The following is a 14,537-nucleotide window of genomic DNA, read 5'->3' as shown; positions in this document are numbered from 1 at the left end:
AAATCAGAGCCAGAGAATTTCCTTGCGGTAGTCCAGATCGGCCAGCAGCGCTTCCGCCGGCCCCTCGTGGAACACCGCGCCGCGCTCCAGCGCGAAAACCCGATCGGCCAGCGCCAGCACCAGATCCAGATTGTGCTCCACGATCAGGATCGGCAGTTCCCGGCGTAGCTGGTCGAAAACCGTGAAGAGCTCCTCGACGATCGCCGGGGCCAGGCCCTCGAAGGGCTCGTCGAGCAGCAGCAGGCTGACGTTGCCCGACAGGGCGCGCCCCACGGCCAGCATCTGCTGCTCCCCGCCGGACAGATAATCGGCCGGGGTGTTGAAACGCTCGCGCAGCCTGGGGAACATCTCCAGGATATGCTCCTCGCTCCAGGCGACGCCGCGGCTGCCGTCGGTGTCCCGCGCAATGCGGCCGAGCGCGAGATTGTCGGCGACGCTCATGCCGGAGAACACACCGCGTCCCTGCGGCACGTAGCCGACGCCGAGGCGGGCTATGTCGGGGGCGGCCATGCCGGCGAGTTCATGGCCTGAAAACAGGATGCTGCCGGACGCCGCCGGCACGAGACCGGAAAGGCTCTTGAGCAGGGTCGACTTGCCCGCGCCGTTGCGGCCCAGAAGCGCCACGATCTCACCCTCGCGGATGTTGAGCGAGGCGTCGTTGAGGATGTGGCTCTTGCCGTAGAAGGTGTTGAGCTTGTCGACCTGCAGCACCGGCGGGGCGGTTTCGTCGCGGCCGGTGACGCGGCCAGTGACCGGAGGCGTCCCGGTGCCGGTGTAGATCTCCTGCACCTTGCGGTCGGCGCGCACCTCATCCGGCGAGCCCGACATCAGCACGGAGCCCTGGTTCATCACCGTGACCTCGTGCGACAGAGCCAGAACGCGATCGAGATCGTGCTCGACAATGAGCACCGGGATGTTGTCCGCAACCCGCTCCACGAGGCTGGAAACTCGCTCGCGTTCAGCCGCCGCAAGGCCGGCGAGAGGCTCGTCGAGCAGCAACACCTGCGGCTTGCAGGCGAGCGCAATGCCAAGATCGACCAGACGCTGGCCGCCATAGGACAGATCGCCGCTCTTGATGTCCTCGATGCCTTCGAGCCCGAGGAACTTCATCAGTTCCGCCGTCTGAGCATGAATGTCATCGAAGCTGTCGGCGTCCCGCCAGATGTTGTAACGGCTCGCGTGCTGGGCCTGGATCGAAAGGCGCAGGTTCTCGTAGATCGTGAGCCCGTCAAACAGATTGGTGATCTGGAACGAGCGCGCCAGACCTCTTCCGGTGATCTGGTTCGGCGACAGACCACTGATGGTCTTGCCGTTCAACCGCACGGTTCCCGCGTTGGGCTCGAACATGCCGGAGATCAGATTGAACGTGGTGGTCTTGCCCGCGCCATTGGGTCCGATCAGCGCATGAATCCGTCCGCTGTTGACCTGAAGCGCGACGTTGTCGACCGCCCGGAAGCCTCCGAAATTCTTGACGATGCCGTCGACTTCCAGCACCGGTCCGGTGCTGGGTTCAGGCGACAGGAACCCGGGCAGTGGCAAGCCGTCATAGATCTTGCGGCGGCTCATGGCGGCGGCTTCCTCCGGCGGCGGCCGCAGCCAGCGCTTCACGAGCCCCCAGATGCCGACCAGCCCGCCGGGCGAGAACATCACGAAGGCCACGAAGATCAGCCCGAACCAGAACAGCCAGTTGCCCGTCCAGATGGAGAACATCTCGCGGAAGACGATGTAGAAGACGACGCCGATCGCCGGGCCGAGGATGTTGTGCATCCCGCCGATGACAACCATCGCCAGCAGTTCGCCGGACATCTCCACCGAGGTCGCTTCCGCCGTGACGAGATAATGCTGGAACCCCGAGAGCGCACCGGCCAATGCGGTGATCATCGACGACAGCACGAAGACGCCCAGCTTGTAGCGCTGCACCGAATAGCCCTGGAACGTCGCGCGCTCCTGGTTTTCGCGGATGGCGACCAGCACATGGCCGAAGGGCGAGCGGGTGACGCGCAACAGCACGTAGAGCACGCCGAGAGCGACAACGGCGACAAAGGCGTAGTAGGCCACAGCATTGTCGAGATCGATGCCAAACAATGTGCCACGCTGCAATCCGCCAAGCCCGTCCTCGCCGCCGGTCATCGCCGTCCAGCGGAACGAGATCGTGTAGGTCAGCGCGGACAGGGCCAGGGTCATCAGCGCGAAATAGACCCCGCGCCGGCGCAGCATCAGCGCGCCGACGACCGCCGACACCAGGCCGACAAAGACCATGGCGAAGAGGATCGGAACGATGATCTGGTCGTTGAACCAGGTGCGCTGGGCGATGGCCGCGGCATAGGCGCCGACGCCAAACCAGGCGCCGTGGCCGAAGGACACCAGGCCGGTGTATCCCATCATCATGTTGAGCCCGAGCACGGCGATCGTGAGAAACACCACGACGGTCGCCGTGTTCACCGTCAAGCCGATCAGCGGCATCAGCACAGGCAGCAGGATCAGCGCCACGGCTCCGATCAGAAGCGGCTGGTATTTTGCAAGCGGGGACACGGTCATTTTTCGAATTTCTCTATGGATTCGCCGAGCAGTCCGCGCGGCCGCAACAGCAGCACCAGGAACATCAGCACGTACATGGACGCCTCTCCGGCGGCCGGAACGAAGTGGATGGTGATGCCGCGGACGACGCCGACCAGCAGGGCCGCGGCGATGACGCCCCAGAAACTGCCGAGACCGCCAATGATCACGACGACGAAGGCGACCGTGATGATCTCCGAGCCCATCGCGGGATGCACGATGGTGATCGGCGCGAACAGCGCCCCGCCCAGAGCAGCGATGCCGACGCCGAGCGCGACCACGGTCGACATATACGGCTGCAGCCGGATACCCAGCGCGGCGACCATGTCCGGTTGCTGGATGCCGGCGCGCACGACGCGGCCGAAGGACGACTTGTTGAGCAGCAGCCAGATGCCGGTCAGCACCACCGCGACGATGGCGAGCATCAGCAGCCGGTACTTGGAGAACAGGAAATCGCCGACGATGACCGGGCCGCGGATCTCGGCGGGCATCGACGCGGGAAGCGGGGCCGCGCCCCAGATCATGCGGATCGCCTGTTCGGCGACCATCGCGAGCCCGAAGGTGACCAGAAGGCTGAGAATGGGATCTTCGCGGTAGAACCGCCGCAGGATGAAGCGTTCGAAGAACAGGCCGAGAAACCCGACCAGAATCGGCGATATGATGATCGACGGCGCGAAACCGGTGTACCGGCCAACGGTGACGGCGAGATAGGCGCCCAACGCGTAGAAGGCGCCATGCGCCAGGTTGACGATGCCGCCGACGCTGAAGATCAGCGACAGGCCGAGCGCGATCAGCAGGTAATAGCCACCGAGCACAAGTCCGTTGACCACCTGCTCAAGCAAGAAGACGATTTGCATTGTCAATCCAGTTTTGGAAGGCGCTGCCGCATGACGCGGCAGCGCTGAGACACGGATGCGCCCGACGGCGCGACTGTGCGGCCGGTTAGAGCGTACAGCCGTTCTGTTCGACGGTCGGGAAGATCACCTCAAGATCTTCGTCCGGATCGGGAACCGCATCGCCGAGAACGATCATGTCGTGCTCGTTTTCCGCGTTTCCGTCGACCGTGAAGGCGTAGGCATCCTGGATCAGCTGATGATCGCCCTTGCGGAAGTAGCCCTCGCGGCCCTTCAGCAGGTCGAACTTGGCGCCCGATTCCAGATACTCGATGAGATCGGGTGTCGCCGCGGACTTCGTGTCGCCCATCGCCTTGGCCATGATGTTCATGGCGACATAGGAGATCCAGGAGTGGTTCTCCGGCAGCTTGCCGTAGGCCTCCTTGAACGAGGACACGTAAGCGCGGGTGCCGTCCGTATCGACCGTGTCGTACCACGGGGTCGGCCAGGTTCCGCTGAGGTTACCGACGCCGGCAGCCCAGGCGTCCGCGGTGTTCAGGTTGAAGCCGACGGTCGGGAACGGCAGGCCGAATTCGGCGTACTGCTTGACGAAATTCGTCACCTGATTGCCCGCCAGGTTCAGGCAGACCACGTCCGGCTGGGTCTGGCGCACCTTGATCAGGAATGGGCTGAAGTCGGTGACATCGGTGGCAACCAGCTCGTCGGCGACGAGCGTGGCGTTGTTGGCGTCGAAGAAATTCTTCGCCGCCGAGAGAAGGTCGTGGCCGAAGACGTAATCGGCCGTCAGCGTCATGAACTTCTTGCCGTCGACCATGCCCTCGCGCTTCAGCGCGCCGCCGACCGCATTGACCATCACCGTGTTGGGGATGTCGGTGCAGAACATATACTTGTTGCAGCTCTTGCCGCGCAGCACGTCCGAGCGCGGTCCGACCGCGATGAACAGCTTCTCGTTGCGCGCCGCGACCTGGGAAATCGCCAAAGCGGAGGCCGAGCTGATCTCGCCGATCAGAAAATCGACGTTGTCGCGCTCGATCATGCGCTGGGCCTTGGTGGTGGCCGTGTCCGGATTGATCGAGTCCTCGCTGATCATGTCCAGCATCTTGCCGTTCACGCCGCCGGCATCGTTGATCTGGTCAACGGCGAGCTGGATGCCGAGCGTGGCGTATTCGCCGAGCGCGCCGAGAAACCCGGTCTTCGGCGTCAGATGGCCGATCTTGATGACGTCGGACTGCGCCCGCAAGATGTTGGGAAACCCCAGCGTCGTCGTCGCTGCCAGCCCGGCGGCGCCGAATTTCATGGCGCTGCGGCGGCTGAACTGTCCCGCGGTGTTGCCCAATTCGGGCGTATCTTTCTTCATGTCGTATCCTCCCTTGATCGTCAGTCGCGCGGGTCGCCTTGTGCTTCTTGTCATTTGCGCGATGAATGCGGCCAGCCCCCATGGGCGGACGAATGGCCGCTGTGGGCCGACTGTAGAAAGGCGTTGGCCTGAGCGGAAATACGAAATAGAGAGATTGGCTATAAGCTGGACTTATAGCCAGCGGTATGATCAGGTCGCGCGCCATGGACATCAGACAACTTCGCTACTTCGTGCAGATCGTGGAATGCGGCAGCCTGTCAAAGGCCTCGCGGCAATTGCACGTCGCCCAGCCGGCGCTCAGCCAGCAGATCGCCAAGCTTGAAGACCAGATCGGCAAGCCGCTGCTGCACCGCTCGTCGAAGGGCGTCAGCCCGACGGAAAACGGCCAGGCGCTGTATCATCACGCGCAATACATGCTGCGTCAGCTTGATCAGGCGCTGTCGATCGCCCGCAGCGGATCGGGCGCCATCGAGGGCATGGTGACCATCGGCCTGCCCGCGACCACCGTGGCGGCCATCGGCCTGCCGCTGGTGCGGCGGATCCGCGAACGCTATCCGAGCATCCTGCTGAATGTGGTCGAGGCGATGAGCGGTCATATCGGCCAGCTCATCCGGCTCGGACAGCTCGACCTCGCCGTGCTGTTCAGCGGCGACGTGGCGCCGGATCTGGTCATCGAGCCGTTGCTGATCGAAGAGCTTTTCGTGATGCTGCCCAAACACAGCAAACTGGTGCCGCCGCGCCGCAAATGCCTCAGCGTCAGCGAGGCCGCGGCCCTGCCGCTGATCCTGCCCACCAGCTCCCACGGCCTGCGTCAGCGCATCGTCGCGGAATTCGAGAACAAGGGGCTGACGACCAATGTCGTCGCCGAGATCGATTCCCTGTCGCTGCTGATGAACTGCGTCTACGACGACATCGGCGCGACGATCAAGCCGACGGGCGCCATCATGCACGAGGCGGCACGCGGCCGGAAATGGCGCGCCCTGTCCTTCTCCGACGTGCGCTTCCGGCGCCGCAATTTCCTCTACTCGCTGCCCGAGGACCGGTTGACCACCGCCGGCGCCATTGTCGCGGCAGAGCTGAAGGAGACCGTGCGCGAACTGCTCGAGAGCAACGAATGGTCGGGCTTCGAGACGATCGTGCCCGCGCAGACCCTGCCGCATGGGGTCGCCGCGGAATAGGCGGCGGCGTGGCTTTGGTGCTGACTAAAGCGCGTTCGCCAGCCGTTCGTCGCGCTGGCGGACGACCTCGCGCCGCTTGGTGGCAAGCGAGGCGATGATCACGCCGATGGTCACCAGCACCACCAGCACCGTGCACACCGCATTGATCTCGGGCGTGACGCCAAGGCGCACCTGGCTGTAGATCTTCATCGGCAGGGTGGTGGCGCCGGGGCCCGTCGTGAAGCTGGCAACCACCAGATCATCGAGCGACAGGGTGAACGCCAGCATCCAGCCGGCGACGACTCCCGGCAGGATCAGCGGCAGCGTGATCAGGAAGAAGGTCTTTACCGGCGGGCAGCCCAGATCGAGCGAGGCTTCCTCGAGCGAACGGTCAAACCCCACGAGGCGCGACTGCACGACGACGGCGACATAGCACATGGAAAAGGTGATATGAGCCAGCGTCACGGTCCAGAAGCCCCGGTCCTGCCCCATGGAGACAAACAGCAGGAGCAGCGACAGACCGAGGATCACGTCGGGCATCACCAGCGGCGCATAGACCATGCCTGAAAACAGCGAGCGCCCCAGAAACCGGCCCGCGCGCGCCAGCACCAGCGCCGCAAGCGTCCCCAGGATCGTGGCGATGGTCGCCGAGGCCGCGGCGACCCGCAGCGTGACCCAGGCCGAGTCGAGAAGCTGCTGATTGCTCAGCATCTCGACGTACCACTTGGTGGAGAAGCCGCCCCACACCGTGACAAGCCGCGACTCGTTGAAGGAGAAGATGACCAGCAGCACGATCGGCAGATAGAGGAAGGAGAACCCCAGCACGATCGAGGTGATGTTGAACCAGCTCGGTCCCTTGTTCATGAGCGGAACTCGTCCTGCAATGCGATGGAGCTGCGGATCACCGCGGAGTGCCGCGCATGACGTGCCTTGCTCCCCTCTCCCCCTTGAGGGGAGATGTCCCCGAAGGGGACAGAGGGGGTGAGCCACGAACTCTGAGCCTGCCGCTTCCCCCCTCTGTCGGCTGCGCCGAAATCTCCCCCTCAAGGGGGGAGAGGGACAAACGGGCCATACGGGTCCTCATTTGTCGCGCTCCGCAAGCTTCTGCTGCTGGTTCTGGAACAGGACGATCGGCACCACCAGAAGCAGCAGCAGCACCACGGCCACGGCGGAGGAGACCGGCCAGTCCCGGTTGGCGAAGAATTCCACCCACAATGTCTTGCCGATCATCAGCGTTTCCGATCCGCCGAGCAGGTCGGGAATGACGAACTCGCCCACCGCCGGAATGAACACCAGAAAACATCCGGCGATGACGCCGGGCATCGACAGCGGAACCGTGATTTTCCAAAACGCTTTCCAGGGCGGACAGCCGAGGTCCTCGGCCGCCTCGAGCAAGGCGCCGTCGAGCCTTTCCAGCGTCGCGAACAGCGGCAGGACGAGAAACGGCAGATACGAATAGACGATGCCGACGTAGACGGCCGTGTTGGTGTTCAGGATGATCAGCGGCTCGTCGATGACGCCCAGCCACAAGAGCAACTGGTTCAGCAGGCCCTCGTTCTTGAGGATGCCGATCCACGCATAGACGCGGATGAGGAACGACGTCCAGAACGGCAGGATCACCAGCATCAGCAGCGTCGGCCGCCATTCACGCGGCGCCCGCGCCATGCCATAGGCCAGCGGGTAGCCGATGAGCAGCGTGATCAGCGTCGAGATTCCGGCGATCCGCACACTGGAGAGATAGGATCTCCAGTAGAGGTCATCCTCCGTCAGCCAGACATAGTTTTCCAGCGAGAATGCCGAGAACGCATCGCGAATGCTCTGCCAGCCCTCCGCCAGATCGATGGTCGGCAGATAGGGCGGCATGGCGACCGCGATCTGCGACAGGGAGATCTTGACGACGATCACGAAGGGCACGAGGAAGAAAAACAGCAGAAAGGCGAAGGGCACCGAAATCAGCGCCCATCGGCCGAGAAACCGTGCGCGCAGGGCCAGCAATGTGGATTTCATCTCGCCCCCCTCACCGCGTCAGGATGATGCCGGCGTCCGCGCTCCAGGAAAGCCGGATGCGGTCGTCCCATGAAATCGGCCGCTCGACAAGCCGGGTCGCGTTGGCGACCGTCGAGCGCAGCGTCTCGCGCTCGGCGATGCGGCAGTGATAGGTCGAAACATCGCCGAAGTAGGCGATATCCCAGACTTCGCCGGAGACGGCGTTCACGCCCGGGACGACGGCCTCGTCCGGCGTCACCGTGCTGATGGCAATCTTTTCGGGCCGGATCGCGAACCACACCGTGTCGCCGGCCTTGGCGTCTGTTGACTGCGAGACCCGCAGGTCGACCGGCAACGAGGCGCCCTTGAGCGTCGTGCCGGATCCCGAGGTCTCGGTCACCGTCGCCTCGATGAGATTGATGTCGCCGATGAAGTCGGCGACGAAGCGGGAGTTCGGGCCCTCGTAGATCTCCGAGGGCGGCGCCACCTGAACGAGGCCGCCCGCGTCCATCACCGCGATGCGGTCGGCAACCGTCATCGCCTCTTCCTGGTCGTGGGTGACGATCACGAAGGTCATGCCCAGGTCGCATTGCAGATCCGTCAACTCGAACTGGGTTTCCTCGCGCAGCTTCTTGTCGAGCGCCGCGAGCGGCTCATCAAGCAGCAAGACCTTGGGGCGCTTGGCGAGCGAGCGGGCCAGCGCCACACGCTGGCGCTGGCCGCCGGAGAGCTGGTGCGGCTTGCGCTTGGCGAAGGGCTCAAGCTTCACCAGCCGCAGCATTTCCGCGACCCGCTCAGCAATTTCGTCCTTGGAGAGATCATCCTGTTTCAGCCCGAAGGCGATGTTGTTCTCCACCGTCATATGCGGAAACAGCGCATAGGACTGGAACATCATGTTCACCGGGCGCCGGTAGGGCGGCACACCGGTAAGCGACTGGCCTTCGAGCAGGATCTCGCCCTCGGTGGGCGCCTCGAAGCCGGCCAGCATGCGCATCAGGGTGGTCTTGCCGCAGCCAGAGCCCCCGAGCAGCGCGAAAAACTCGCGCTCATAGATTGTCAGCGACAGATTGTCGACGGCCGTGAACGTTCCGAAACGCTTGGTCACGTTCCGGAACTCGATGAAGGGCCGCGCCTGCGGGTCCTCCCAAGGGGCGAATGTTCGCCGGATCGGTCCGATCGGTTTCTTGCTCAACGTTACCCCCGCAACAACGACGCCCACGCCTGGTGGCCTTATCAATCGACACGATCCGGGCGATCAAAAAGGCCCGGGCAGATCGTCTGCCCGGGCCGTGCCGATCGATCAGGTTCCGCTCTTCACCTTCGTCCAGACGCGGTTCTGGATCCGGCTGACCTTGGGCGGCTTGGTCGAGACGGTGTAAAGCTTCTTCACCGTCTCATCGGTCGGATAGATGGCCGGATCCTCGAGCACTTCCTTGTCGAGCAGCGGCTGGCTGTCCTTGTTGCCGTTGGCGTAGAAGACGTAGTTGGAGGCCTTGGCGATGACCTCAGGGCGCATGATGTAGTTGAGGAACTCATGCGCCTCTTCGACATGCTTGGCGTCGGCCGGGATCGCCATGTTGTCGAACCACATCAGCGCGCCTTCCTTGGGGATGGAGTATTCCACCGTCACGCCGTTGTCGGCTTCGGCCGCGCGGTCACGCGCCTGCAGCACATCGCCGGACCAGCCGACGGCGAGGCAGATGTCGCCATTGGCCAGCGCGTTGATGTATTCGGACGAATGGAACTTGCGGATATAGGGGCTGATCGAAGCCAGCAGCTCGCCGGCCTTCTCGATGTCCTCCGTGGCGTTGGAATCCGGATCGAGGCCGAGGTAGTTGAGCGCCGAAGGGATCATCTCTTCCGGCGTGTCCAGCACGAAGATGCCGCAATCGGCGAACTTCGAGACCACGTCCTTGTTGTAGATCATGTCCCAGCTGTCGACGGGGGCGTCGGGCATGATTTCCTTGACCTTCCCGACGTTGTAGCCGATGCCGGTGGTGCCCCACATGTAGTTGATGGCGTGCTCATTGCCCGGGTCGTATTTGAGAAGGCGCTGCTCGATGTCCTTCCACATGTGCTCCAGATTCGGCAGCTTGGACTTGTCGAGCTTCTGGAACACGCCGGCCGAGATCTGGCGGCCGAGGAAGGTGCCCGTGGGCACCACGATGTCGTAGCCCGTGCCGCCGGCGAGCAGCTTGGTCTCCAGCACCTCGTTGGAATCGAAGACGTCGTAGACGACCTTGATGCCGGTCTCCTTGGTGAAGTCCTCAAGGATCGACTCGTCGATATAGTCCGACCAGTTGAAGACATTGACGATACGCTCCTGCGCCATGGCGGGCGCCGTGAACGGCGCCAGCGCCGACCCTGTCAGAGCGGCGATCGCCACCGCGGTTGAAAAGACAATGCCTCGCATTTTCATGCTCCCAATCTCAGCCTGGTGATGTTTATTGCGCCAGGCTTTCGCTTGCGAAAGCCCACCTCATGGCCCGACATGAGGTTAAAGGCGAACCCTCTCGTTCACAACGTCTCTGCCCGGCATGATTGCTCTTGTTCGCAGGGAATCCGCTGCATGCGTCACAGATATGTTTCCCGTTCCAGATTCGATATCTCGCGCCCGAATGACGCCAGTTCCTCGCGCTTGATCGCCGTCAGCGTCTTGTGCATGTCCTCGCCGACGGCCTCCTTCATGCGCTCGGAATCCTCAAACGCATCGATCGCCTCGTCCATCCAGGGCGTCAGGCGCTTGGCCTTCACCTCATAGGCATTGCCCTTGGTCGGCGGCGGCGGATCCTGCTTCTTGTCCAGACCCTCGAGGATGCCCGCCAGAATGCCGGTCAGCGCGAGATAGGGGTTCGCGTCGGCGCCTGCGATGCGATGCTCGATCCGCCGCGATCCTGGATCTCCGGCCGGAACCCGCACGGCGACCGAGCGGTTGTCGTGCCCCCATGTCAGCGACGTGGGCGCATAGGACCCCGGCTGCATGCGGCGGAAACCGTTGAAGGTCGAAATATACAGAAGCAAAGACTCCTGCATCGTGTCCAGCAACCCGTTGATGGCGTGGCCCAGCCGCCGCTCACCGTCTTCGGGATGCGCGAAGATGTTGCCCGAGGCGTTCTCCAGGCTGACGTGTGCATGCATGCCGTTGCCCGGCCATTCGACAAAGGGCTTGGCCATGAAGGATGCCTTCAGCCCGTGCTTGCGCGCGACGCCGATCACCAGCCGGCGCAGCAGCACCGCGTCGTCGGCGGCGGCCAGCGGATCGGTGCGGTGGTGCAGGTTGAGCTCGAACTGGCCGGGGCGGCCTCTGAGACGGCGGCGTCGGCGGCGATCTCCTGCTGTTCCGCGCCGCGGCGGATCTCGTCGACCAGCGGCTGCAAGGCTTCGAGATCAGACAGCGCGTACATGTTCTGCCGCGCCGGCCCCAGATGCGTGGAGAACAGCGGCCGCGGCGGCTTGCCGTCCGATCCGCTGTCCTCGAAGAGATAGAATTCCAGCTCGAACGCCGCGGTCGCGGTGACGTCGTGGGCGGCCAGCCTGTCGCACATGCGCGCCAGCACGTGGCGCGGGTCGATGGGGAACGGCTTGCCCTCGCGGTCGTACATCGACAGCAGCACCTGGGCGGTCTTGCGCTCGGCCCAGGGCACCAGTTGCAGCGTGTCCAGCATCGGCCAGCAGATGGCGTCCATGTCGCCGGTCTCGATGTGCAGACCGGTTTCCTCGACCTCGCGGCCCCAGACGTCGAGGCCGAACAGCGAGAAGGGCAGCGCAACGCCGCTCTTGAAGATCTTCGGCAAGCCCGAACCGGGCAGCCACTTGCCGCGCAGCACGCCGTTGGTGTCGGGCAGGATCACTTCAAGCGTGTCGAGATCAGGATTCTCGGCACAAAACCGGTCGACGATGTCGCGCTCGACGGCGTCGGGTCCGTTGAAGCGGCGACCGGGAGAGCCCTTTGCGACGGTGGTCACCTGGGTCATCGCGCGTCCCCGCGGACCATGCTCGCAACGCCGGCGTTCCTGCGGCCAGTGCTCGGGCGGCCACTACTCAGGCGGCCAGTGCTCCGGCGGATAAAATGCTCCAACGCGTGCTCCAGTTCGTGCATTGCGGAAGGCAAGCGCACCGGCGGACCGGCGCTGGTCCCGCCACACCGGCAAACCGCGACCATGCGATTGCTGTTTGGGCCGAAATGTGATCACGTTATGGGGTTGACTGTCAACTGGGCCGAACCGTTCCGTGACCAAGACCCCGCCAAATGACACCATGTCGGCCGCGACCGATGAAGGCCCGGAGCCGGAAGGTCACGCCCGAAACGATCAGCCGTCCGACGGGCACGCCACGGCACAGCCCGCCGGGACCCAGCGCGCGGTGACGCGCGATCGCGTGGAATCCAGCGTGCGCGAAGCGCTGCTCACCGGACGGTTCATTCCCGGCAACCCGGTCACCTTGCGCGGTCTGGCGGCGGAACTGGGTGTCAGCCCCATGCCGGTGCGCGAGGCCGTGCGCGCGCTGGCCGCGGCCCACGCGCTCGACATGCAGCCCAACGGACGCATCCGCGTGCCGCGCATGACGGCGCAACGCTTTGACGAGTTGCTGCATGCCCGCATTCTGCTGGAACCGCATGTCGCGGCGCTGGCGCTGGACGCGCTGGACAAGGCGGCAGCCGCCGATCTGACCCAGATCGACGACGCCATTGACGAAAGCCTGCGCACCGGCGACGTCGAAAGCTACATGCGGCTCAATCACGCCTTCCACTTCCGCATCTACCGCGCGGCCGGCTCCGAGGTGGTGCTGCCGCTTGTGGAAACCGTCTGGCTGCAGTTCGCCCCGTTCATGCGCACCGTTTACGGGCGGGTCGGGACGTTTGTCGTCCAGGACATGCACAAGGAAGCCATCGCCGCGATCCGGCGCAACGATCGCGAAGGCCTGCGCCACGCCATTGAATGCGATATAAGGGACGGCATGGGCATCATCGGCCACAGTGTGTTGGGCAAACCGGATGATGCGGCCTGACGCGCCGGGGGGCGTTGTTCGCGGCAGGCAGGCGGAGACGCGTCCCAACACGGATTGACACTCCGCGAAATGTGATCACAATTTACGGCAAGGCGCATGCCGCCGTACCCAGGAGCCAACGTGAGCGAGACAATGGACAGCCAGGGCGCCCAGGAATATTCCCGCGGAGTCGCCAACGAGGATGAAGCGCGCACGTGGCTGCGCTCGCGCGGCATCGAGGACATCGAATGCATCGTGCCGGATCTCGCCGGCGTGGCGCGCGGCAAGATGATGCCGACGGAGAAATTCTTCTCCGGCCCGGTGATGACCATGCCGGCGTCGATCTTCGCGCAGACGATCTCGGGCGACTATCCGCCCGACGACGACCGCTTCCAGCATAATCCCACGGACGGCGATCTGTCGTTCAAGCCTGACTATTCGACCCTGTCAGTGGTGCCTTGGGAGACCGATCCGACCGCGCAACTGATCCACGACACCTTCACGCGCAGCGGCGAGGAAATGGAAACCGCGCCGCGCAACGTGCTCAAGCGCGTTCTGCGGCGCTACGAGAAACACGGCTGGCAGCCGATCGTCGCGCCCGAGATCGAGTTCTATCTGGTCAAGCCCAACAAGGACCCCGACTATCCGCTGGAGCCGCCGATCGGCCGCTCCGGACGCCCCGAGGTCGGCCGTCAGTCCTATTCGATCTCCGCGCTCAACGAGTTCGACGACCTCATCGACGACATCTACGACCTGTCGGCAGCGCAGGGACTGGAAATCGACACGCTGATCCATGAGGAGGGTGCTGCGCAGATGGAGATCAACCTGCGTCACGGCGAGCCGCTGGAGCTCGCCGACCAGGTTTTCCTGTTCAAGCGCACGATCCGCGAGGCGGCGCTCAGGCACAACATCTACGCCACCTTCATGGCCAAACCGATGTCCAACCAGCCCGGCTCGGCGATGCATATCCATCAGTCGGTTCTCGACAAGGAGACCGGCCGCAATATCTTCTCCGATGCGCACGGCGAGCCGACGCCCGAATTCATGAGCTTTATCGCCGGTCATCAGGAATTCCTGTCGAAGGCGACCTGCATCCTGGCGCCCTATGTGAACTCCTATCGCCGCTTCACCCGCAACACGACCTCGCCGGTCAACCTGTTCTGGGGACCGGACAACCGCACCGTCGGCCTGCGCGTTCCCGATTCCGGGCCCGCCGCGCGGCGGCTTGAAAACCGTGTGCCCTCGTCGGACGCCAACCCCTATCTCGCTATCGCCGCCTCGCTGGCATGCGGACTTCTCGGCATCGAGCAGAAGCTGCAGCCGGACAATCCGCGCAGCAGCTATTCCTCCGACATCCAGCACGCGCTGCCGCGCGGTATCCTAGAGGCCGTGGCGCTGTTCGAGAACTGCGACGAGATGAAAGACGTGTTCGGCGAGCGCTTCGTCGCCACCTACCGCGCCATCAAGCAGGAAGAATACGAGACGTTCATGAGCGTGATCAGCCCCTGGGAACGCGAGTATCTGCTGCTGAACGTCTGATGCCACGCACGAACCCGTCCGGGCCGCGCCAAACGGACCGGCCCGCAGAACCGGCAAGGCAAGGCCCGCCAGCGCGAGCCGGCGACGCCAGTCCGTCCGCCG

10 protein-coding genes and 1 pseudogene are annotated in these 14,537 nt (G+C 64.1%); 3 read left to right on the top strand and 8 right to left on the bottom strand.

The window, feature by feature from the left end; genetic code table 11:
• Window positions 1–3: 3 nt before the first annotated feature.
• From D1F64_RS03670 to D1F64_RS03660, 3 genes are all read right to left on the bottom strand, one after another.
• Window positions 4–2,538, bottom strand: a complete 2,535-nt coding sequence (locus D1F64_RS03670) for a branched-chain amino acid ABC transporter ATP-binding protein/permease (protein WP_117411316.1) — start codon at window positions 2,536–2,538, stop codon at window positions 4–6.
• The gene (locus tag D1F64_RS03665; protein WP_117411315.1) at window positions 2,535–3,413 is read right to left on the bottom strand and encodes a branched-chain amino acid ABC transporter permease; all 879 of its coding nucleotides are present in this window, start codon (window positions 3,411–3,413) and stop codon (window positions 2,535–2,537) included. The genes D1F64_RS03670 and D1F64_RS03665 overlap by 4 nt, the downstream gene beginning before the upstream one ends.
• An 85-nt stretch (window positions 3,414–3,498) precedes the next feature.
• Window positions 3,499–4,767 (bottom strand): ABC transporter substrate-binding protein, encoded by a 1,269-nt coding sequence (locus tag D1F64_RS03660; RefSeq protein ID WP_205470641.1) that lies wholly within the window; start codon window positions 4,765–4,767, stop codon window positions 3,499–3,501.
• A gap of 203 nt (window positions 4,768–4,970) precedes the next feature.
• Between D1F64_RS03660 and D1F64_RS03655 the strand changes: the two genes are divergently transcribed.
• Window positions 4,971–5,945, top strand: coding sequence for a LysR substrate-binding domain-containing protein (locus D1F64_RS03655; RefSeq protein WP_117414400.1), 975 nt, complete (start codon window positions 4,971–4,973; stop codon window positions 5,943–5,945).
• Window positions 5,946–5,969: 24 nt separating this feature from the next.
• Here the strand turns inward: D1F64_RS03655 and D1F64_RS03650 are convergent, their stop codons facing one another.
• The 5 genes and pseudogenes from D1F64_RS03650 to D1F64_RS03630 form a co-directional block, all read right to left on the bottom strand.
• On the bottom strand, window positions 5,970–6,788 hold the full coding sequence (locus D1F64_RS03650; protein ID WP_117411313.1) for an ABC transporter permease subunit: 819 nt from the start codon (window positions 6,786–6,788) through the stop codon (window positions 5,970–5,972).
• A 216-nt stretch (window positions 6,789–7,004) separates the two neighbouring features.
• Window positions 7,005–7,931: an ABC transporter permease subunit gene (locus D1F64_RS03645; RefSeq protein WP_117411312.1), complete on the bottom strand. Its 927-nt coding sequence runs from the start codon at window positions 7,929–7,931 to the stop codon at window positions 7,005–7,007.
• A gap of 10 nt (window positions 7,932–7,941) precedes the next feature.
• Window positions 7,942–9,102, bottom strand: a complete 1,161-nt coding sequence (locus D1F64_RS03640) for an ABC transporter ATP-binding protein (RefSeq protein ID WP_117414399.1) — start codon at window positions 9,100–9,102, stop codon at window positions 7,942–7,944.
• Window positions 9,103–9,210: 108 nt separating this feature from the next.
• Window positions 9,211–10,242 (bottom strand): polyamine ABC transporter substrate-binding protein, encoded by a 1,032-nt coding sequence (locus tag D1F64_RS03635; RefSeq protein WP_248304741.1) that lies wholly within the window; start codon window positions 10,240–10,242, stop codon window positions 9,211–9,213.
• A gap of 242 nt (window positions 10,243–10,484) precedes the next feature.
• Window positions 10,485–11,455, bottom strand: a pseudogene (locus D1F64_RS03630) (glutamine synthetase).
• 685 nt (window positions 11,456–12,140) lie between these two features.
• Here D1F64_RS03630 and D1F64_RS03625 point away from each other — a divergent pair.
• Together D1F64_RS03625 and D1F64_RS03620 are read left to right on the top strand one after the other, a co-directional pair.
• Window positions 12,141–12,917, top strand: a complete 777-nt coding sequence (locus D1F64_RS03625) for a GntR family transcriptional regulator (protein WP_205470640.1) — start codon at window positions 12,141–12,143, stop codon at window positions 12,915–12,917.
• Between the two features lie 132 nt (window positions 12,918–13,049).
• Window positions 13,050–14,435, top strand: coding sequence for a glutamine synthetase family protein (locus D1F64_RS03620; protein WP_117411310.1), 1,386 nt, complete (start codon window positions 13,050–13,052; stop codon window positions 14,433–14,435).
• The last annotated feature ends 102 nt before the right edge of the window (window positions 14,436–14,537 follow it).

Origin of the sequence: Breoghania sp. L-A4 (assembly GCF_003432385.1) — a bacterium.
Classification (GTDB): domain Bacteria; phylum Pseudomonadota; class Alphaproteobacteria; order Rhizobiales; family Stappiaceae; genus Breoghania.
Note: the sequence above shows the minus strand (reverse complement) of the source record. Positions and strands in the feature narration are given on the sequence as shown.

Bases quoted from the DNA above. Each gene is read 5' to 3' on its own strand.
- D1F64_RS03665 (WP_117411315.1), bottom strand. From the start codon at position 3,413: ATGCAAATCGTCTTCTTGCTTGAGCAGGTGGTCAACGGACTTGTGCTC.
- D1F64_RS03650 (WP_117411313.1), bottom strand. From the start codon at position 6,788: ATGAACAAGGGACCGAGCTGGTTCAACATCACCTCGATCGTGCTGGGG.
- D1F64_RS03645 (WP_117411312.1), bottom strand. From the start codon at position 7,931: ATGAAATCCACATTGCTGGCCCTGCGCGCACGGTTTCTCGGCCGATGG.
- D1F64_RS03655 (WP_117414400.1), top strand. From the start codon at position 4,971: ATGGACATCAGACAACTTCGCTACTTCGTGCAGATCGTGGAATGCGGC.
- D1F64_RS03620 (WP_117411310.1), top strand. From the start codon at position 13,050: ATGGACAGCCAGGGCGCCCAGGAATATTCCCGCGGAGTCGCCAACGAG.
- D1F64_RS03670 (WP_117411316.1), bottom strand. From the start codon at position 2,538: ATGACCGTGTCCCCGCTTGCAAAATACCAGCCGCTTCTGATCGGAGCC.
- D1F64_RS03660 (WP_205470641.1), bottom strand. From the start codon at position 4,767: ATGAAGAAAGATACGCCCGAATTGGGCAACACCGCGGGACAGTTCAGC.
- D1F64_RS03635 (WP_248304741.1), bottom strand. From the start codon at position 10,242: ATGGCGCAGGAGCGTATCGTCAATGTCTTCAACTGGTCGGACTATATC.